The organism is Streptomyces sp. NPDC002156, assembly GCF_053593675.1.
In genome coordinates this window covers 1-19,009 of sequence record NZ_JBSFDA010000109.1, presented here as the reverse complement: position 1 = coordinate 19,009, position 19,009 = coordinate 1, and the positions used below count along the sequence as shown (strand labels likewise).

General features: G+C 69.6%; 16 protein-coding genes. 14 read left to right on the top strand and 2 right to left on the bottom strand.

Features of this window, described 5'->3' with window-relative positions; translation table 11 throughout:
- The first annotated feature begins 22 nt into the window (after positions 1-22).
- Positions 23-1,654, top strand: coding sequence for an L-glutamate gamma-semialdehyde dehydrogenase (gene pruA, locus ACWCRB_RS33555; RefSeq protein WP_450999659.1), 1,632 nt, complete (start codon positions 23-25; stop codon positions 1,652-1,654).
- A gap of 44 nt (positions 1,655-1,698) precedes the next feature.
- Entirely contained in the window at positions 1,699-2,535 is an 837-nt protein-coding gene (locus ACWCRB_RS33550) for an alpha/beta fold hydrolase (RefSeq protein WP_450999658.1), read from the top strand.
- 6 nt (positions 2,536-2,541) lie between these two features.
- On the opposite strand, the gene ACWCRB_RS33545 is transcribed toward ACWCRB_RS33550, so the two are convergent.
- Positions 2,542-4,464 carry a glycoside hydrolase family 97 catalytic domain-containing protein gene (locus tag ACWCRB_RS33545; protein ID WP_450999657.1) on the bottom strand — a complete coding sequence of 641 codons (1,923 nt, stop codon included), beginning with the start codon at positions 4,462-4,464 and terminating at the stop codon, positions 2,542-2,544.
- 135 nt (positions 4,465-4,599) lie between these two features.
- Here ACWCRB_RS33545 and ACWCRB_RS33540 point away from each other — a divergent pair, with 135 nt between their 5' ends.
- Both ACWCRB_RS33540 and ACWCRB_RS33535 read left to right on the top strand, forming a co-directional pair.
- Positions 4,600-5,142, top strand: coding sequence for a GNAT family N-acetyltransferase (locus tag ACWCRB_RS33540; protein WP_450999656.1), 543 nt, complete (start codon positions 4,600-4,602; stop codon positions 5,140-5,142).
- A gap of 279 nt (positions 5,143-5,421) precedes the next feature.
- On the top strand, positions 5,422-5,553 hold the full coding sequence (locus ACWCRB_RS33535; RefSeq protein ID WP_006374903.1) for a hypothetical protein: 132 nt from the start codon (positions 5,422-5,424) through the stop codon (positions 5,551-5,553).
- 21 nt (positions 5,554-5,574) lie between these two features.
- On the opposite strand, the gene ACWCRB_RS33530 is transcribed toward ACWCRB_RS33535, so the two are convergent.
- Positions 5,575-7,131: a purple acid phosphatase family protein gene (locus ACWCRB_RS33530; RefSeq protein ID WP_450999655.1), complete on the bottom strand. Its 1,557-nt coding sequence runs from the start codon at positions 7,129-7,131 to the stop codon at positions 5,575-5,577.
- Between the two features lie 143 nt (positions 7,132-7,274).
- On the opposite strand from ACWCRB_RS33530, the gene ACWCRB_RS33525 reads away from it, so the two are divergent.
- The 10 genes from ACWCRB_RS33525 (at position 7,275) to tatC (ending at position 18,975) form a co-directional block, all read left to right on the top strand.
- The gene (locus ACWCRB_RS33525; protein ID WP_369034853.1) at positions 7,275-8,315 is read left to right on the top strand and encodes a 3-isopropylmalate dehydrogenase; all 1,041 of its coding nucleotides are present in this window, start codon (positions 7,275-7,277) and stop codon (positions 8,313-8,315) included.
- Positions 8,316-8,602: 287 nt separating this feature from the next.
- Complete coding sequence (locus tag ACWCRB_RS33520; protein ID WP_450999654.1) at positions 8,603-9,691, top strand: branched-chain amino acid aminotransferase; 1,089 nt, start codon at positions 8,603-8,605, stop codon at positions 9,689-9,691.
- A 141-nt stretch (positions 9,692-9,832) separates the two neighbouring features.
- Complete coding sequence (locus ACWCRB_RS33515; protein ID WP_450999653.1) at positions 9,833-10,909, top strand: hypothetical protein; 1,077 nt, start codon at positions 9,833-9,835, stop codon at positions 10,907-10,909.
- 13 nt (positions 10,910-10,922) lie between these two features.
- Positions 10,923-12,248 carry a KamA family radical SAM protein gene (locus ACWCRB_RS33510; RefSeq protein ID WP_450999652.1) on the top strand — a complete coding sequence of 442 codons (1,326 nt, stop codon included), beginning with the start codon at positions 10,923-10,925 and terminating at the stop codon, positions 12,246-12,248.
- A gap of 156 nt (positions 12,249-12,404) precedes the next feature.
- A complete protein-coding gene (locus tag ACWCRB_RS33505; protein ID WP_450999651.1) occupies positions 12,405-13,712 on the top strand; it encodes a TolB family protein in 1,308 nt (435 codons plus the stop codon).
- Between the two features lie 308 nt (positions 13,713-14,020).
- On the top strand, positions 14,021-15,634 hold the full coding sequence (cimA, locus tag ACWCRB_RS33500) for a citramalate synthase (RefSeq protein WP_450999650.1): 1,614 nt from the start codon (positions 14,021-14,023) through the stop codon (positions 15,632-15,634).
- 90 nt (positions 15,635-15,724) lie between these two features.
- On the top strand, positions 15,725-17,077 hold the full coding sequence (locus ACWCRB_RS33495) for a hypothetical protein (RefSeq protein ID WP_450999649.1): 1,353 nt from the start codon (positions 15,725-15,727) through the stop codon (positions 17,075-17,077).
- A gap of 145 nt (positions 17,078-17,222) precedes the next feature.
- Positions 17,223-17,417 carry a hypothetical protein gene (locus ACWCRB_RS33490; RefSeq protein WP_450999648.1) on the top strand — a complete coding sequence of 65 codons (195 nt, stop codon included), beginning with the start codon at positions 17,223-17,225 and terminating at the stop codon, positions 17,415-17,417.
- Between the two features lie 257 nt (positions 17,418-17,674).
- The gene (tatA, locus tag ACWCRB_RS33485; RefSeq protein WP_330292222.1) at positions 17,675-17,959 is read left to right on the top strand and encodes a Sec-independent protein translocase subunit TatA; all 285 of its coding nucleotides are present in this window, start codon (positions 17,675-17,677) and stop codon (positions 17,957-17,959) included.
- 53 nt (positions 17,960-18,012) lie between these two features.
- On the top strand, positions 18,013-18,975 hold the full coding sequence (tatC, locus tag ACWCRB_RS33480) for a twin-arginine translocase subunit TatC (RefSeq protein ID WP_450999647.1): 963 nt from the start codon (positions 18,013-18,015) through the stop codon (positions 18,973-18,975).
- Positions 18,976-19,009 lie beyond the last annotated feature (34 nt).

Here is a 19,009-nt window from a genome sequence, read left to right as displayed (position 1 = left end):
CCCGCAAGGAGATTCGGACACCATGGACGCCGTCACCCAGGTCCCCACCCCCGTCAACGAGCCGGTGCACGGCTACGCCCCCGGTTCGCCCGAGCGCGCGCGGCTCGAAGCCAAGCTGAAGGAGCTGGCCGAGAACCCCGTCGACCTGCCGATGACCATCGGCGGCGAGCGGCGCATGGGCGGCGGCGAGCGGGTCGACGTCGTGCAGCCGCACAACCACAAGGCCCGCCTCGGTACCTACGCCAACGCCACCCAGCAGGACGCCCAGGACGCGATCGACGCGGCCCTCGCCGCCGCTCCCGCCTGGCGCGCGATGGCGTTCGACGACCGCGCCGCGATCATCCTGCGCGCCGCCGAACTCCTGGCAGGACCCTGGCGCGAGACCCTCGCCGCCTCCACCATGCTCGGCCAGTCGAAGACCGCCCAGCAGGCCGAGATCGACTGTCCCTGCGAGCTGATCGACTTCTGGCGCTTCAACGTCAAGTACGCCCGCGACCTGCTCGCCGAGCAGCCGCCCGCCAACTCCCCGGGCGTCTGGAACCGCCTCGACCACCGCCCCCTCGAAGGCTTCGTCTACGCGATCACCCCCTTCAACTTCACGGCGATCGCGGGCAACCTGCCCACCGCCCCCGCACTGATGGGCAACGTGGTCGTCTGGAAGCCGTCCCCGACCCAGACCCACGCCGCCGTACTCCTCATGCAGCTGCTGGAGGAAGCCGGACTCCCCAAGGGCGTCATCAACCTCGTCACCGGCGATGGCATCGAGGTCTCCAAGGTGGCCCTGGAGCACCGCGACCTGGCCGGCATCCACTTCACGGGTTCGACCAAGACCTTCCAGTACCTGTGGAAGACGATCGGCACGAACATCGAGAAGTACCGCTCGTACCCGCGGCTCGTCGGCGAGACCGGCGGCAAGGACTTCGTCGTCGCCCACCCGAGCGCCGACCGGGCGGTCCTGAAGACGGCCCTCACCCGGGGCGCCTTCGAGTACCAGGGCCAGAAGTGCAGCGCGACCTCCCGCGCCTACATCCCCGCGTCGATCTGGAACGACGGCTTCCGTGAGGAATTCGCTGCCGAGGTCGACTACTTGACCATGGGTGACGTCACCGACCTGTCCAACTTCATCGGCGCCGTCATCGACGAGCGCGCCTTCGCCAAGAACAAGGCCGCCATCGACCGAGCGAAGGCCGACCCGACGTGCACGATCGTGGCGGGCGGCTCGTACGACGACTCGGTCGGCTGGTTCGTCCGCCCGACGGTCGTGGAGTGCACGGACCCGGCCAACGAGGTCTTCACGACGGAGTACTTCGGCCCGTTCCTCGCCGTGCACGTCTACGAGGACGGGGCGTACGACGAGATGCTGGCCCAGATGGAGTCCGTGTCCGACTACGCGCTGACCGGCTCGGTCGTCTCCGGTGACCGCGCGGCAGCCGCGTACACGATGGAGAAGCTGCGCTACGCGGCCGGCAACTTCTACATCAACGACAAGTCGACGGGCGCGGTCGTCGGCCAGCAGCCCTTCGGCGGCGGCCGAGCCTCCGGCACGAACGACAAGGCGGGCGCCCCCCAGAACCTGATGCGCTGGACCCTGACCCGCGCCATCAAGGAGACCCTGGTCGCCCCGACCGACTACACGTACCCGCACATGAGCTGAATCTCCCTCGCACAACAGGTCGTGGGCCGGGCAGACTTCGGCCCATGACCTGGACGGAGAGTGTGCTGACCAGTGACGGGACCGGGCTGTGGGCCCGTCGTTCGGGGCGCGGCGCGGAGCCGCTGGTGCTGTGCCACGGCGGGCCCGGCCTGTGGGACATGTTCGAGGACGTCACCGAACTCCTCGGCGACCTGGCCTCGGTGATCCGCTGGGATCAGCGCGGCTGTGGCCGCTCGGACCCCTCCGACGGCCCCTGGACAACCGAGCGGGCCGTTGCCGATCTCGACGCCGTACGGGCCCACTTCGGCCTGGAACGGATGACGCTGCTCGGCCACTCCTGGGGCGCGCAGCTGGCCCTGTCCTACGCGCTGGCTCACCCGAAGCGCGTCGCCGTGCTCGTGTACGTGGCCGGCACCGGCATCGACCCGGTGGCCGCATGGCGTGGCCCGTTCGAGGAGAACTTCCTCGCCAGGCTCGGTGAGGTGCCCGAACGGCTCGCCCGGTGGCGGGAGTTGACGAACGGGAACCGTGAACGGGCGGTTCTGCAGTGGTCCGTGGAGTTCGAGGACCGGGAGCGGGCGCTGGAGCACGCCCGGCGCATGGCCGACCCCTGGTTCGAGATCAACTTCGAGTGCAACAAGGCCCTGGGCACCGAGACCAAGCAGACCTGGGGTACGTCCGAACTGCACACCTCCTGCCGGGCCTTGGACGTGCCCACGCTGATCGTCGACGGCGCCCGGGACATCCGGCCCCGCTCCGCGGTCGACTCACTGGAGCGGGCCCTGCCGAACGTCACGCGGGTGATCCTGCCGGAGGCCGGGCATCTCCCCTGGGTCGAGGATCCGACCGGCTTCCGGCAGGCGATCACATCGGTGCTGTGACCGGTCTCAGTTCTCGCAGGTCGTCCGGCCCGGATACCAGCGGCAGGCCAGCGCGGCGAAGCCGCCGTCCGCAATCACCGGTACGGCGACGGTGGCGCCGCCCTTCGCGACCTGCGTCCCGCGCACCAGGCCCGCCGAACCGTCCGTCACCGTCTCCACCAGCCAGCGCCCGGCACCGAGCCGCAGCGGTACGTCCGCCGTGTGCGCCGCGCCCGCGAACGTACCGCCGATGAACCACCGGCCGTCCGCCGCCCGTCGGGCGAGTACGGCGGCCCTGCCCGGGTCACCGGTCAGCAGCCGGGTCTCCTCCCAGCGCGCCGGCAGCTGCTCCAGATAGCTGCGGGCCTCGGGACGCGCCTCGTACGACTCCGGAGTACCGGCGAGGTTCTGGATGCCCGACTCGTACAGCACCGTCAGTCCCAACTCACCCGCGTCGGAAGCCACGTTGGGGCGGAACGGGCGGTGGAAGGCGCCCGGGGTGAAGTCCATCGAGCCGATCACATTGCGGGTGAAGGGGAGTGCGGCCAGCTGCTCGGCGGTGTTGTTGCGCTTCTCCTCGCCGCCCACGCCCTCCATCGTCATGACCTGCGGCCAGGTGCGCTGCATGCCCTTGGGGATCGTGGAGCCATGGAAGTTGACGAGGAGGTGGTGCCGGGCCGTCGACTCCAGGGCCTCGTCGTACCAGCGCATCCGTTCCTGTGACTCCGAGTCCATGAAGTCGATCTTCACGCCCTTGACGCCCCAACTCGCCAGCGTGCCCAGCCACTTCTCGCGTTCCACCGGGTCGGTGAGAAGCGTGTAGTGCAGCCAGACCTGGACGCCGACACCCTTCGCCGCCGCGTACCGCACCAGCTCCGGCATCCAGCTGTTCGTCTGCCAGTCGGGGTCGATGACGTCCCACTCGCCGGGCTTGTAGTACCAGCCCGCGTCGACGACCTCGTACGGCCACTTCCGCTCGGCCGCATAGTCGACATACCTCTTCTGCGCAGCCAGACTCTGCCCGGCCTCCTTGCCGCCCGCGAGCCAGGTCCACAGGGCCGGGCCCGGCTTGATCCAGGACGTGTCCCGGACCTTGGAGGGCGGCGCGAGATCGTCGACGAGGGTCGACTCCGTCACGGTGGTGAGGTCACCGGTGACGATCGTGCGCCAGGGCGTCTTCAACGAGCCCTCGACAGCGATGGGTTCGTCGTTCCAGAGGCTCACCTTGTACGTCGGTGAGTTCGCCTCGTGCGTCAAGTGGGCGCCCGCGTAAGAGCCGTTGAGGTCCGACTCGGCGATCAGGGCGTAGCCGCCGGGTGTGTTGAAGAGGGCCTGCATCGAGTAGGAGCCCGCCGGTGCCGTCGCCGCCGACTCGTAGCGTTTGAAGGGGAGTTCGTTGTCGGCGCGGTAGGCGTTGATAACGGCCTGGCTGTCCGTGGGGAGCGTGAAGGCGGAGGCCTCGCGCAGGACGTTCCCGGTGCTGCGCGGCAGGACGTAGCGATAGGCGACGCCGTCCCGGGCCACCCGCACCAGCAGGTCGAGCCGGGCGCCCTCGGCCGTACGGAAGCGGAAGCGGGCCTCGGTCATCCGGGCAACCCGCTCGCGGGACTTGCCCGTTGTGGACGTGTATCGCTCGGTGACTGTCCGAGTGGTGCGGCCCGTCAGCTCCAACCCCTTGGAGAGATCGGCCTGTTCGGTGACCAGACCCAGCGGCGAGGGGGCGATGACCTGCTCGCCGGCGCGTCTCACGGTGAGGGTCGGATGGCCGTCGGCCGGGTCCAGCGCGACGACGGCCGTGGGGGAGGAGCCGGGCGGGGCCTTCACCTCCCAGGCCGCCGCCGAGCCGCCGGTATGCGCACCTGCCGGGAGAGCCGTCACCGCGGTGGCGAGTAATGCGGAGCAGAGAGTCAGCGCGATCGACATGAAGTACCCCTTCAGCCGTTCAGTCATCCGATGACTGTGAGGCTGCTGGGTGGGATTGGGGCTGTCAAGGTGTCGCGCAGCGCTATCTGTGTGTTGGAGGTCGGATCAATCAGGTCTGGAAGTGTCGGTGAACATCCTGCGACGGCTCGGGATACTGGACCCATGGCCCACACCCTGCGCACCGCCCACACGGCCGACCTCACCCCTGCCGAACTCGCCGCCGCCCGTGACCTCATGGACGCCGCCTTCGACGACGGCTTCGACGACGAGGACTGGGAACACGTGCTCGGCGGCATCCACGCCCTCGTCCACGACGAGACGGGTCACCTTCTCGCCCATGGCTCGGTCGTCATGCGCCGCGCACTGCACCGGGGCCACTGGCTGCGCGTCGGCTATGTGGAGGCGGTCGGGGTCCGCGCCGACGCCCGCCGTCGCGGCCTCGGCGGGCTGGTGATGGGGGTGCTGGAACGGATCGTCGACGGCGGCTACGACTTCGGTGCGCTCTCCGCGACCGCCGACGGCGCCTCCCTCTATCTCGCCCGGGGCTGGCAGCTCTGGCCGGGCCGGATCAGCGCCCTCGGTCCGGACGGAGTCGTCCACTTTCCGGAGGGGGAGAGTGGTGTCTTCGTACGCCTGGTCGCTGTCGGTTCGCTGGACCCGTCCGACGGTCTGGTCTTCGACTGGCGGGACGGTGACGTGCTGTAAGGCACACAGACAAAAGGCCAGGTCAGATGGGTGTGACCCAATCCGCCGTCTCAGATAGTAGGAAGTCCGACTAACTGTGGAGACAGATGCCCTGTCCTCACTTAGCTTTGTAGAAGCCGAACGTCTCGCTAGACCAAGCGAATGACGGTCGCGAGCCGGAGCCCGTGCAGGCAACCCCTGCGGCACCGCCGCTCCCCGTCCCACTGGGGGTCCCCCCACGCCCATTAGGCAGTGGGGGAGTCTCGAAACCCCCCTCCCTCTTTTAGGAGTCGATTTCCCATGGCCGAGACGACCGTCCGCCGCCGAGTCCGCCACGTCTCCCCGACGAGCGAGTCCGACCGCAAGAACGCCGCAGCGGCGCTCCAGCGCGCCCTCGACCGCAGGGACAACGGCGGCCAGACAGGCCACTGAGGCTGCCGCTGAGCGGCCTCGCTACGCCCGCCGCACCTCGAAGTGGTCGATCCGCTCCCCGCTCTCCGCCAGCGCGGACACCTTGAGCCGGGGAGCCGCGCCCGGTGCGCCGGCCTCCGCCTCCACGGAGAGGAACGAGTAGCCGGTGTAGCGCACCCGTGACCACTCCACGGTGTCCTCGTGCCGCTCCTGCGACTTGGTCCAGAAGTAGCTCTCCACCGACTCCCGGTCGACGACCTTCCCCTCGAAGCTGTCCTCCACCCCGACCGGGAAGCTGTACAGACTCCGGCCCGCGCCGCCCGCCGTGACGTACACGGTCCCGTCGCGCGTCGGATCGGTCGACGCGCCGACCGGCACCTTCCGGCCCACCCGGCCGCCCCTCAGCGCATCCGTCCGCTCGTACACATGGTTGTGGCCGTTGATCACCAGATCGACCCGGTACTTGTCGAAGAGTGGCAGCCAGGCGTCCCGTACACCGCCGTCGGAGGCGTGGGTGGACGTCGAGTACGTGCAGTGGTGGAAGAAGACCACGACAAAGTCGATCCCGTCCGACGTGCGCAGCTCGGCCAGCCGCCGGTCCAGCCACGCCGTCTGGCGGCCGTCCGTGTGCCCCAGGTTCGCGGGGATCTCGTACGACACGTCGTTCGCGTCCAGCGCCACGACGCCGACATTGCCGTACGTGAACGAGTAGGCGCCCGGGGTGTTCCGGGCGTCGAAGCCGTTCTCCGGGAGCGACCAGCGGGCCGACTGGCCGCCGTAGCCGTTCGGTGAGTACCAGGCCTCCATGTCGTGGTTGCCGGTCGTCACCATCCACGGCACCGACTTCGCGACCGTCTCCGTCTGCTTCAGGAACAGGTCCCAGGCGGTCGGGTCGTAGGTGTCCGACTTCTCGCCGTGGCCGGTGACGTCCGCGTAGCAGATGTCGCCCGCGTGGAGATGGAAGGCGGGCTTCCGGCCGAGGATCAGCTTGTCGTTGGCGAGCGCGTCGGGCGTCACGCCCTGGTCGCCGAAGGCCGTGAACACGAAGCTCGCGGGCGCGGTCGCGGGCGCCGTGCGGAACGTGCCGAGCGTGGAACTGTGCGCGCGGGACGCGGGGTCGAAGCCCTCGTGACCGACGCCGTAGTAGTACGTCGTCCCGGGGCGCAGCCCGTCGAGCGCCGCGTGCACGTAGTACTGGTCCAGGTCGAGGCGGATACCGGGCAGACCCGGTGTGTGCAGCGGGCGCAGCTCGGCGTCGATGCGGCGGCTCAGGTCGCCGGGCGTCGGTCCGACACGCACGTACGGCTTCCTGACCGCGAACGGGACCTGCCAGGAGATCCGCATCTGCGTCTTCGGGTCGGCGCCGAAGGCGAGATGGCGGCCGAAGGGCGTGACGGCGGAGCCGGGGACCTTGCTGGTCGCCGGGTTCGCCGTGCCCGTGCTCGACGAGCAGCCGCTGAGCAGCCCGCCGCCGGCCAGCGCGCCCGCCGTCACCAGCGCGCGGCGCCGCGTGAACCGCGTCCGCAGATACTCGTACTGCTCCGCCATGCTCATCCGGCGGGCCAGTTGCGGCGGAATGCCGACGTTCGGGGTGTCCATAGGATGCGAACTTCCCAGCAATCCCCAACGTCCGCCACACATACGGGTGAACGGCAGTCGAAGAGCGGTCGCCGCGGCACGCCCTCGTGTCCGTATCGCGGACAAGGCGTGTCATCCCATGGGACCAGGAGTACGGTGCCGTTATGTCTCGCAGCATCAATCTCGCAGTGATTCCCGGTGACGGCATCGGCCAGGAGGTCGTGGCCCAGGGGCTCAAGATCCTCTCCGCCGTCCTTCCGCAGGATGTGAAGCTGGAGACCAAGGAGTTCGACTTCGGTGCCCGGCGCTACCACGCCACCGGTGAGACCCTCACCGAGGCCGACCTGGACGCGCTCAAGAAGCACGACGCCATCCTGCTCGGCGCGATCGGTGACCCGAGCGTGCCGTCCGGTGTCCTGGAGCGCGGTTTCCTGCTGAAGCTCCGCTTCGCCTTCGACCACCACGTCAACCTGCGTCCGTCGAAGCTGCTGCCCGGTGTCGCCACCCCGCTGGCCGGCCAGCCGGAGATCGACTTCGTGGTCGTCCGCGAGGGCACCGAGGGCCCGTACACCGGCAACGGCGGCACGATCCGCAAGGGCACCCCGCACGAGGTCGCCACCGAGGTCTCCGTGAACACGGCCTTCGGTGTCGAGCGAGTCGTCCGTGACGCCTTCGCCCGTGCGCAGGCCCGCCCCCGCAAGAAGCTGACGCTGGTCCACAAGAACAACGTGCTGACCTTCGCGGGCCACCTCTGGACGAACATCTTCAACAAGGTGGCCGAGGAGTTCCCCGAGGTCACCACGGACTACATCCACGTGGACGCGGCGACGATCTACCTCGTCACCGACCCCGCCCGCTTCGACGTGATCGTCACCGACAACCTCTTCGGCGACATCATCACCGACCTCGCCGCGGCCGTCTCCGGCGGCATCGGCGTCGCCGCGAGCGGGAACATCAACCCGTCCGGCGAGTACCCCTCGATGTTCGAGCCCGTGCACGGCTCGGCCCCGGACATCGCCGGTCAGGGCAAGGCCGACCCCAGCGCCACCGTCCTGTCCGTCGCCCTCCTGCTGCGCCACCTCGGCTACGAGAACGAGGCCGTCCGCATCGAGGACGCCGTCACCGCCGACCTCGCGGAGCGCGGCACCACGACCCGTACGACCGACGAGATCGGCGACGCGCTCGCCGTACGAGTAGCCGGCTGACCCCGCGGCGCTCACTCGATCACTCGAATCACTTTCGAAGCCGCCGGGTCGCATATGCACCCGGCGGCTTTTCTTACGTCCCCGCCGGGTGTCACCATCATCCCCTGGGTCGCATTCACGCCCTTTTCGTCCTCGGCCCCGCCCGCGAGATAATCGAACGCGGAGCCACGGACCGAGGGAATGCTCGGACGTCCTCGCACCGACCACCAGTCACTGGTGACCGGTCACGGGCGGTCATGGGCAGGGTGTGCGGCCCGTCACACACAACCGGTGAAGGACAACCACTCATGACGACGCCCACGATCGAGCTAAAGCCCTCGGCCTCGCCACTTTCCGGCGCGGAGCGCGAGGCGATCCTGGCCAGCCCCGGCTTCGGCCGCCACTTCACCGACCACATGGTGACGATCAAGTGGACCGAGGGCCGCGGCTGGCACGACGGCCAGCTCGTTCCGTACGGTCCGCTCTCCCTCGACCCCGCCAACATGACCCTGCACTACGCGCAGGAGATCTTCGAGGGACTCAAGGCCTACCGCCGTCCCGACGGCTCCGTCGCCACCTTCCGCCCGGAGAAGAACGCCGAGCGCTTCCAGAACTCCGCGCGCCGGCTCGCGATGCCCGAGCTGCCCGTCGAGACGTTCATCGAGGCCATCGACGCGCTGGTCCAGCAGGACCGCGACTGGGTGCCCGCGCACGGCGGCGAGGAGTCCCTCTACCTGCGCCCCTTCATGATCGCCACCGAGGTCGGCCTCGGCGTCAAGCCGGCCAACGAGTACCTGTTCCTGGTGATCGCGTCCCCCGCCGGCGCCTACTTCCCCGGTGGCGTCAAGCCCGTCTCCATCTGGCTCTCCGAGGACCGCGTCCGCGCCGTCCCCGGCGGCATGGGCGACGCCAAGACCGGCGGCAACTACGCGGCCTCCCTGCTCGCCCAGGCCGAGGCCGCCGAACAGGGCTGCGCCCAGGTCTGCTACCTCGACGCCGTCGAGCACAAGTGGATCGAGGAACTCGGCGGTATGAACCTGTACTTCGTGTACGGGGACCGCATCGTCACCCCCTCCCTCACCGGCTCCATCCTGGAGGGCGTCACCCGCGACTCCCTCCTCACCGTCGCCCGCGACCTCGGCTACACCGCCGAGGAGGGCCGTATCTCCATCGACGACTGGCAGCGCGACGCCGAGAACGGCTCCCTGACCGAGGTCTTCGCCTGCGGCACGGCGGCCGTCATCACCCCCGTCGGCACGGTCAAGCGCACCGGCGTGGAGTGGCAGCAGAGCGGGGGCGAGCCCGGCGAGGTCACGCTGCGCCTGCGTGAGGCGCTGCTTGATATTCAGCGGGGTACGGCGGAGGACAAGCACGCCTGGATGCACGTTCTCGGCTGAGGGCTTGGCGGTTCTTCGGCCGCGGGCCCGGTGGGGGCTGGTCGCGCAGTTCCCCGCGCCCCTTAAGGGGCGCGATTCGCACCCGGCATAACGCGTTCCCCCGGTGGGTATCCACTCATTCCACCGGGGGAGGGGGAACACATGACCGCACGGCCGCCGCGCCGCTCGCGTCTGCGTGGGCTCCTGCGTGAATTACGCAAACCCCGGCGCCCGCAGAGCCTCTCCGTCCTTGTCCTGCTCGCCGCGCTGGCCGGATTCCTGCTCTGGAACAGCTCCGGCATGGACAACTACGGCGAGAACCTCGCCCTCAACCTCGGCACCGACATCCTCGGCGTCGCCGTCACCGTCTTCGTCATCGGCCCGCTGATCAGCCGCGCCCAGGAAGGCCGGGTCCGCGAGCACACCCGGCTCGACTACGAGTGGTTCAGCGCCCAGGTGCACGGCTCGAACTCCAACGTGAAGATCCTCGACACCTTCTCGAACGTCTTCGGCCCCCAGTTCTCCGAGCGCCTCTTCCGCGGCATCCGCTCCGCCACCGCGCACGGCGCCCGCGTACAGATCCTGCTCCTCGACCCCGACTCCCTCGCCGTCCTCCTGCGCGGCCAGGAGCTGGGCGAACGGCACGCCGACATCCGCCGGGACATCCTGCGCAACCTCCGTACCCTGCACTCCTTCCGGGACCGCCTCGACGACCACGCCCGCACCCTGCTCGACGTACGGCTGTGCTCGACCTCGCCCGGAGTGACCCTCTACCGCTGGGACGGCCACTCCCTCGTCTCCTTCCTCACCGTCGGCCGCCTCTCCGGCGAGGGCGTCCAGCTCGAAGTCGCGGTCCGCTCCCCGCTCGGCGCGTTCGTCGAGCAGCGGTTCGACGAACTGTGGCAGCAGAGCAAACCCATGGAGCGCTTCACCCACATGCCGGTCACCCTGGTCGACGCGGCCGCCGCCCGGCGGGAGTTCACCTGCCGGTTCGTGGTCGTCGACGAACGGTGGTACGTCGCCGGGCACGACCTCGTGTCCTACCTGGCCCGCCACCGCCTCGACCAACTCTCCGCGTACAGCGACGCCTTGGGGACACCCTCGGCCGCGTACGAGGTGATCGTGGTCGACGACGAGACCGAGCTGCACGCGCAGCTCACCGCGCACTACGCGGAGAAGTACGATGCACCGGCGGCGGCCTTCGTCTGGCTGCGACCGCCGGCCCTGGTCACGGAATAGAGGCCCTTGCACAGTGAGTTCAGCGCACGACCCGGCCCCGCGCGGGGGCCCGAGATTCCGCGCCCTCACCCCCCGTGACCTGGACGGTCTGCTCCAGCGCGTCGGCGCCTTCTCGCCCGCCGACCGGCTGGCGCTGCGCGCGGTCGCGACGGTGCTGCCGTTCCGTACGAACGCCTATGTCGTCGACGAGTTGATCGACTGGTCGGCCGTGCCCGACGGCGACCCGATCTTCCGGCTCACCTTCCCGCAGACGGGCATGCTTCCCGCGCCCGACGTGCGCGAGATGGCGGGCCTGCTGGCCGACGGCGCCCCCGCCCGCGAACTCCAGCGCGCGGCCCACGAGATCCGGATGCGCCTCAACCCGCACCCCTCCGGCCAGTTGGACGCCAACGTGCCCGAGCACGAGGGCGTCCGGCTGCCGGGACTGCAGCACAAGTACCCCGAGACGGTGCTGATCTTCCCGCGCCAGGGCCAGACCTGCCACGCCTACTGCACGTACTGCTTCCGCTGGCCGCAGTTCGTCGGCGAGTCCGAACTCCGCATCGCCACCGACGACATCACCACCACCACGGCCTACCTGCGCGCACACCCCGAGGTCAGCAGCGCGCTGATCACCGGCGGCGACCCGCTGGTGATGAGTACGGAGGTACTGAGCCGGTACGTCGACCCGCTGCTGGAGATCGAGAGCATCCGCTCGATCCGCGTCGGCACCAAGTCCCTCGCCTTCTGGCCGTACCGGTTCACCACCGACCGGGACGCCGACGATCTGCTGCGGCTGTTCGAGAAGGTCGTGGCGAGCGGCCGCCACCTCGCCCTCATGGCCCACTTCACGCATCCGCAGGAGCTGCGCCCGGCCGTCGTACGGGAGGCCATGCGGCGCGTGCGCGACACCGGCGCCGTGATCCGCTGCCAGGGCCCGCTGGTGGCCGGGATCAACGACAACGCCGACGCCTGGGCCGAGTTGTGGGACGAGACGACCACACTGGGCGCGGTGCCGTACTACCAGTTCGTGGAACGGGACACGGGCCCGCAGGGCTACTTCGGCGTCCCGCTCGCCCGCGGCCACCAGATCTTCCGGGACGCCCACTCCCGCGTCTCCGGCCTCGCCCGTACCGTGCGCGGCCCGGTGATGTCGGCGATGCCCGGCAAGGTGTGCGTGGACGGTGTCGCGGAGGTGGCAGGCGAGAAGGTCTTCGTGCTGCACCTCATCCAGGCGCGCGACCCCGCCCTGGTCGACCGTCCGTTCTTCGCTGCGTACGACGAGGACGCGACCTGGTTCACCGACCTCAAACCGGCCTTCGGGGCAGCGGAGTTCCTGCCCGGCCTGCAGGCGGGATGAGAACCACACGGACGCGTGAACCCTCGTCCAGGTTGTACGCAATAAGACCGATTGACCCTTACTGTGAAGGTGCGTTTGCATCGCAGTGAGCCCGCGGCACGGGGCCGGGGGAACAGTGCACAGGGGAAATGTGCACCGGGGGAAACGGGGAAACACATGACCAGCAGAGCCATGCGGTTCGTGCGTGCGACGACCATCGCCGCACTCGCCGCCGGCACACTCGCACTTCCCACGACCACGGCGTCGTCGGCGCCGGGGAAGGCCCCACGACCGGGCGTCACCGAGCGGGTCACCGTGTCGGCCGAGGGCGTGCAGTCCGACGGCGACTCGGGCGGGCCGACCCTCAGTGACGACGGCCGCTTCGCCGCGTTCGCCACCTACGGCACGACCATCGTGCCGGGTGACACCAACGGCGACGGGGACGCGTTCGTGCGCGACCTGCGCACCGGAAAGGTGACCCGCGTCAGCGTCGCCTCGGACGGCACCCAGTCCACGGGCGGTGACACGCACAACGCGCGCATCAGCGGCAACGGCCGGTACGTCGTCTTCACCTCCGACGCGACGAACCTCGTCGACTGGGGCGGAAAGCCGCCCACCGGCTTCTCCCACGAGGACGTGTACGTCCACGACCGCCGCACGGGCCGCACGGAACGGGTGAGCACGACACCCGACGGCGGAACCGCCAACGCGTACGGCAGCGTCGGGATCTCGGACGACGGTCGGTACGTCGCCTTCAACGCACCGATCGCCCGCATGGAGGGCGGCACGAACTACCACGCCGCGTACGTCACGGACCGCCGTACCGGCAAGGTCACCCGGATCAGCCACGAACACCCGGAGTGGACGGTCTACAGCACCGGGATCAGCGGCAACGGCCGCTACGTCGAGTACAACATCCGCCACCCGCGCGGCGGCCCGAGCGAACTGATGGTGTTCGACCGCCGGACCGGCAAGGAGGAACAGGCCAACGTCGACAGCGCGGGCTCGCCGTCGCAGGCCGACGCCAGTGCCGTCGGCGGGTCGCTCTCGGACGACGGCCGGTACATCGCCTTCAGCTCCCTCACCGACCTGGTCGGCGACCCGACCCCGAACGGCTTCTACCTCTACGTACGCGACCTGCGCACGGACGTCACCCGCCGCATCCAGCACGACGGCCCGGGGGAGCGGAGCCTGAGCGGCAATCTCCTCAGCGGCGACGGCCGGTACCTGGCGTACAACTTCCCGGTGCGGACACCGGCCGGCGACTACGTCGACAACGTCTATCTGCACGACCTGCGCACCGGAACCACCCGCCTCGTCAGCAGGACGATCACGGGCGGTATCGCGACCGAGCCGACCGGGTACAGCGCGCCCTCGTCGCTCAGCCGCGACGGCAGGCTGGTGGGCTTCCTGTCGTCCGCGACCGACATCGTCAAGGGCGACACGAACGGTCACTCGGACGGGTTCGTCCGCCGTATGCGCTGAGCACCCGGGGTTCGCATACTGAGACACCCACGAGTCACGGGGACGGTCTGTGCCAGACTGCCCCCGTGCTCTCGTTCGCCACGATTATTGGCAGCAGGCGCGCCGGTCCGCAGTGACCGCCACGTACGACCAGGTACGGGCGGCCATCGTCGTCTTCGACCCGCGCGCAGACCTCTCGCACCCGCGAGGGGTTTTTCGCTTTTCTGGCCCACCTTCAGCCGGAGAAGGAGCGCGAGGGATCATTGGAGGACGGTGGAGCCGGTCATTCCGGTACAGACCGAGATCGACATCCCAGGAGCCTTGAGATCATGACGGAATCCAGCGAACCCAGCCAGCTCGACGACTCGTTCCACGTCTTCGACACCACCCTGCGCGACGGCGCCCAGCGCGAGGGCATCAACCTCACCGTCGCCGACAAGCTGGCCATCGCACGGCACCTGGACGACTTCGGCGTCGGCTTCATCGAGGGCGGCTGGCCGGGCGCCAACCCGCGCGACACCGAGTTCTTCGCCCGCGCCCAGCAGGAGATCGACTTCAAGCACGCCCAGCTGGTGGCCTTCGGCGCCACCCGCAGGGCCGGCGGCAAGGCGAGCCAGGACCCGCAGGTCAAGGCACTCCTCGACTCCGGCGCACCCGTCATCACCCTGGTCGCCAAGTCCCACGACCGGCATGTCGAGCTGGCGCTGCGTACGACCCTCGACGAGAACCTGGAGATGGTCCGCGACACCGTCGCCCACCTCCGCTCCCAGGGCCGCCGGGTCTTCGTCGACTGCGAGCACTTCTTCGACGGCTACCGCGCCAACCCCGAGTACGCGAAGGCCGTCGTCCGGGCCGCGTCCGAGGCCGGCGCCGACGTCGTCATCCTCTGCGACACCAACGGCGGGATGCTCCCGGCCCAGGTCCAGGCGGTCGTCGCCACGGTCCTCGCCGACACCGGAGCCCGCCTCGGCATCCACACCCAGGACGACACGGGCTGCGCGGTCGCCAACACCCTCGCCGCCGTCGACGCGGGCGCGACCCACGTCCAGTGCACGGCGAACGGCTACGGCGAGCGCGTGGGCAACGCCAACCTGTTCCCGGTGGTCGCGGCCCTGGAACTGAAGTACGGCAAGAAGGTCCTCCCCGACGGCGCACTGCGCGAGATGACCCGCATCTCCCATGCGATCGCCGAGGTGGTCAACCTGACGCCTTCGACCCATCAGCCGTACGTGGGAGTCTCGGCCTTCGCCCACAAGGCGGGTCTGCACGCCTCGGCGATCAAGGTCGACCCCGACCTCTACCAGCACATCGACCCCGAGCAGGTCGGCAACACCATGCGGATGCTGGTCTCCGACATGGCGGGCCGCGCCTCGATCGAGCTGAAGGGCAAGGAACTCGGCGTCGACCTGGGCGACGACCGCGAACTGGTCGCCCGGGTCGTCGCCCGGGTGAAGGAACGCGAACTGAAGGGCTACACGTTCGAGGCGGCGGACGCGTCCTTCGAGCTGTTGCTCCGCGCCGAGGCCGAGGGCAGGGCCCGTACGTACTTCGAGGTCGAGTCCTGGCGCGCGATCGTCGAGGACCGCCCCGACGGCAGCCACGCCAACGAGGCCACGGTCAAGCTCTTCGCCAAGGGCGAGCGCATCGTCGCGACGGCGGAGGGCAACGGCCCGGTGAACGCCCTCGACCGCGCCCTGAAGGTGGCCCTGGAGAAGATCTACCCGCCGCTCGCCAAGCTGGAGCTGGTCGACTACAAGGTCCGCATCCTGGAGGGCAAGCACGGCACCCAGTCCACGACCCGAGTCCTCATCTCGACGTCGGACGGCAAGGGCGAGTGGTCGACGGTGGGCGTGGCCGACAACGTGATCGCCGCGTCCTGGGAGGCCCTGGCGGACGCGTACACGTACGGGCTGCTGCGGGCGGGCGTGGAGCCGGCGGAGTAGCGGCGATGGTGGGGGGTGGGGGCCTAGACCTCCCACCCTCCCATCCCGGAGGGTGCCCGTTTGCGTCCCGTTTCGGGTAGCTTCGAAGATATGAAGGCCGTACTGGTCCGTTCTCTCGTACGCCTACTGCTGGTGCCCTTCGTAGCGGCACTCGCGGTACTCGCGCTGCTGACGGCCGCCGCGCCCGGCGCCCAGGCGGCCACCGACCTCTCCAAAGTCGCCGAGGCACTGCGAGCGGACCCGGTGTACGTGGACCCGGAGGCCAAGGACCTCCTCTCCTCCGCCGACGCGGACGCGCTGGCCGCCAAGATCAAGGACGCGGACAAACCGCTGTTCGTGGCCGTTCTCCCGGCCGACTACCCGGCGGAGAACCTCTTCACGAACCTCCGTACGGAGACAGGCATCACGGGCCTGTACGCCGTACGCCTGGGCGACCTTTTCAGTGCACGGGCCGACAACGGCGTGCTGAGCAAGCCGGCGGTCGCCAACCTCGTCACAGCCGTGCAGGGCACGGACGACCCGAAGGCCCAGCTCAACGACTTCGTCGACGCGGCGCTGCGCGGCAGTGTCGGCGGTTCGGCACCGGCCACCTGGAGCGGCGGCGATTCCGGTGGCGGGGTGGACGCCGGTGCGCTGATCGCGGTCGGCGCGGTGCTGGCGGCGGGCGGCGCGGGCGCGTACGCACTGGTCCGGCGCAACCGCGCACGGCACGAGGAGGAGAGGCGGGCCGCGCTGGCCAAGCTGACGGTCGTCGTGGACGAGGACATCACGGCGTTCGGCGAGGAACTGGACCGGCTCGACTTCCACCCCGCCGAGACGGGTGCCGACGACGCGATGCGCGCGGACTACGAACGAGCGCTGGACTCCTACGACAAGGCGAAGTCGCTGATGGCGGCCACGAGGCGCCCGGAGGAAGTACGCGCGGTGACGCAGACGCTGGAGGACGGCCGCTTCTCGCTGGCGCAACTGGCGGCACGCCGGGAGGGCCGCCCGCTGCCCGAACGCCGTGGCCCCTGCTTCTTCGACCCGCGCCACGGCCCGTCGGTCACCGACGCGACCTGGACCCCGGCGGGCGGCGCACCCCGGGAGGTCCCGGTCTGCGCGGCCGACCAGGCCCGCCTGGCCGACGGACAGGACCCGGCCGTCCGCGAGGTGGAGACGGCTTCAGGCCCCCGCCCGTACTGGGACGCGGGCCCGGCGTACGGCCCCTGGGCGGGCGGTTACTTCGGCGGCGGCATCCTGCCCGGCCTCCTCGTCGGCACGATGCTCGGCAGCATGATGGCCACCCCGTCCTACGCGGCCGACTACGGCGAGGGCTACGGCGACTTCCGCGGCCCCGAGGGCGGCGACATGTCCGGCGCGGACTTCGACTCCGGGGACTACGGGGGCGGCTTCGGCGGCGGGGACTTCGGGGGTGGCGGGGACTTCGGTGGGGGGTTCTGACCAAGTGCCGGGTGGGCTGGGTATGTCAGCCCCTTGGGGGTCCCCCCTCTGGGGGAGTTTGAGGAGCGGGGGTTCGGGGGCGGAGCCCCCGAGGATGGGACGGGTAGGGGCGGCGGGGGCGAGAAACACGGCTAGGCTCAGGGCCATGTTCTGGCCGATGTTCGCTGTTGCTGTGGGATTCCTGGGGCTTGTTGTTCTCGGGGTGCTCGCCGTGCGGGTTTTTCTGGAGGCGCAGCGGCTCGGACAGCAGGTCACGGACTCGGCGCGGCGGATCGGGCGGGCTGCCGAGGACCTGGAGCGGGCCGCCGCGCACACGGCACGCTCTGTGGATGCGCTGTGACTCCCCGACGGCTCTCCTGTGAGTCCTCGGGTTGATGTGTTTTGGGCGACTTCGCCCTGTCACCTTGTCGGTGTCGGCAGGTACGCTGCTGATCGCGGCCGGAAAAAGAGGCCCGGACCGCTGACCGGGAGTACGCACAGGGATTGCCTCAGGTTTACCCCCGAGCGTTACGATCGCTGTCAACACGACGGTCGGACACCTGTCCGAACGATCGGACAGCACCCCACACAGCCGCCTCGGTGAGAAGGTAAAGACTTATGTTCGGAAGGCTCGGAGCTCCCGAGATCATTCTCATCCTCGTCGTCATCATCCTGCTGTTCGGCGCGAAGAAGCTTCCGGACATGGCGCGCTCGCTCGGCAAGTCCGCGCGCATCCTGAAGAGCGAGGCCAAGGCGATGAAGTCGGAGGGCCAGGAGACGGCCCCCGCCGGCCCGCCGCACACCGACGAGCAGCCCCCGGCGCAGCGCACCATCCAGGCCGCCCCCGGTGACGTGACGAGTTCGCGTCCGGTCACCGAGCCCACGGACACGACCAAGCGCTGACGCTGACGCAAGGCCGGATGCCTCCGGCCTGCCGCACGAGATGAGGACGTGGGTTGCTCAAGTCTGCCCGCAACAAGGAGGAGAAGGGGAGGGATCCCGAGGGGCGGATGCCCCTCGTGGAGCATCTCCGTGAACTCCGCAACCGGGTCGCGAAGGCCTTGCTGGCCATCATCGTCATCACGGTCGTGGCCGCCTTCTTCTACAACGACATCATCAACTTCTTCACGAAGCCGGTGCTCGACTCGGTCGGATGCCCGTCATCCTTCTCCGAGCTGGCCAAGCAGCAGTCGGAGGGGGACAACCCCTGTGCGCAGATCACGATCAACGGCCTGCTCGCGCCCTTCACGCTCGCGCTGAAGGTGTCGCTCATGGCCGGCGTCGTGCTCGCCTCGCCTGTCTGGCTCTACCAGCTCTGGGCGTTCGTCGCGCCGGGTCTGCACAAGAGCGAGAAGAAGTACGCGTACGCGTTCGTCGCGTCCGGTGTCCCGCTGTTCCTCGGCGGCGCCTACTTCGCCTACCGGGTGCTCCCCACCACCGCGAAGGTCCTGATCGAGTTCACGCCGTTCGGCGTCGACAACCTGCTGCCGCTGGACGACCTGCTCGACCTCGTCACGCGCATGGTGCTCGTCTTCGGTCTCTCCTTCGAACTGCCGCTGCTGCTGATCATGCTGAACATCACCGGGATTCTCACCGGTAAGCGCATGGCCGGCTGGTGGCGCGCCATGATCATGGGCATCACGGTGTTCGCGGCGATCGCGACGCCCAGTACGGACCCGCTGACCATGCTGGCGCTCGCCGGACCGATCTGGATCCTGTACTTCGCCGCGGTGGCCTTCTCGCTGACGAACGACCGGCGCAAGCGCCGACGCGAGGCGGAGGGCCCCGGCGACGACGAGGCCTCCGACCTGGACCTCACCCCGGAGGACATCGGCGAGATCGAGACCGTCTCCGCCACGCGCGCCCTGCCCGAACAGGCGGGCCCGGAACGGGTCAACGGCTACGACGACGTGACCTGAGGGTCCCTGCTCTTCACTCCGGCGTGGAAGCGGC

Coding starts and splice junctions, on each gene's coding strand:
- cimA (WP_450999650.1), top strand. CDS start 14,021: ATGACGGAATCCAGCGAACCCAGCCAGCTCGACGACTCGTTCCACGTC.
- ACWCRB_RS33550 (WP_450999658.1), top strand. CDS start 1,699: ATGACCTGGACGGAGAGTGTGCTGACCAGTGACGGGACCGGGCTGTGG.
- ACWCRB_RS33525 (WP_369034853.1), top strand. CDS start 7,275: ATGTCTCGCAGCATCAATCTCGCAGTGATTCCCGGTGACGGCATCGGC.
- pruA (WP_450999659.1), top strand. CDS start 23: ATGGACGCCGTCACCCAGGTCCCCACCCCCGTCAACGAGCCGGTGCAC.
- ACWCRB_RS33535 (WP_006374903.1), top strand. CDS start 5,422: ATGGCCGAGACGACCGTCCGCCGCCGAGTCCGCCACGTCTCCCCGACG.
- ACWCRB_RS33545 (WP_450999657.1), bottom strand. CDS start 4,464: ATGACTGAACGGCTGAAGGGGTACTTCATGTCGATCGCGCTGACTCTC.
- ACWCRB_RS33520 (WP_450999654.1), top strand. CDS start 8,603: ATGACGACGCCCACGATCGAGCTAAAGCCCTCGGCCTCGCCACTTTCC.
- ACWCRB_RS33505 (WP_450999651.1), top strand. CDS start 12,405: ATGACCAGCAGAGCCATGCGGTTCGTGCGTGCGACGACCATCGCCGCA.
- ACWCRB_RS33515 (WP_450999653.1), top strand. CDS start 9,833: ATGACCGCACGGCCGCCGCGCCGCTCGCGTCTGCGTGGGCTCCTGCGT.
- tatA (WP_330292222.1), top strand. CDS start 17,675: ATGTTCGGAAGGCTCGGAGCTCCCGAGATCATTCTCATCCTCGTCGTC.
- ACWCRB_RS33490 (WP_450999648.1), top strand. CDS start 17,223: ATGTTCTGGCCGATGTTCGCTGTTGCTGTGGGATTCCTGGGGCTTGTT.
- ACWCRB_RS33540 (WP_450999656.1), top strand. CDS start 4,600: ATGGCCCACACCCTGCGCACCGCCCACACGGCCGACCTCACCCCTGCC.
- ACWCRB_RS33530 (WP_450999655.1), bottom strand. CDS start 7,131: ATGGACACCCCGAACGTCGGCATTCCGCCGCAACTGGCCCGCCGGATG.
- ACWCRB_RS33495 (WP_450999649.1), top strand. CDS start 15,725: ATGAAGGCCGTACTGGTCCGTTCTCTCGTACGCCTACTGCTGGTGCCC.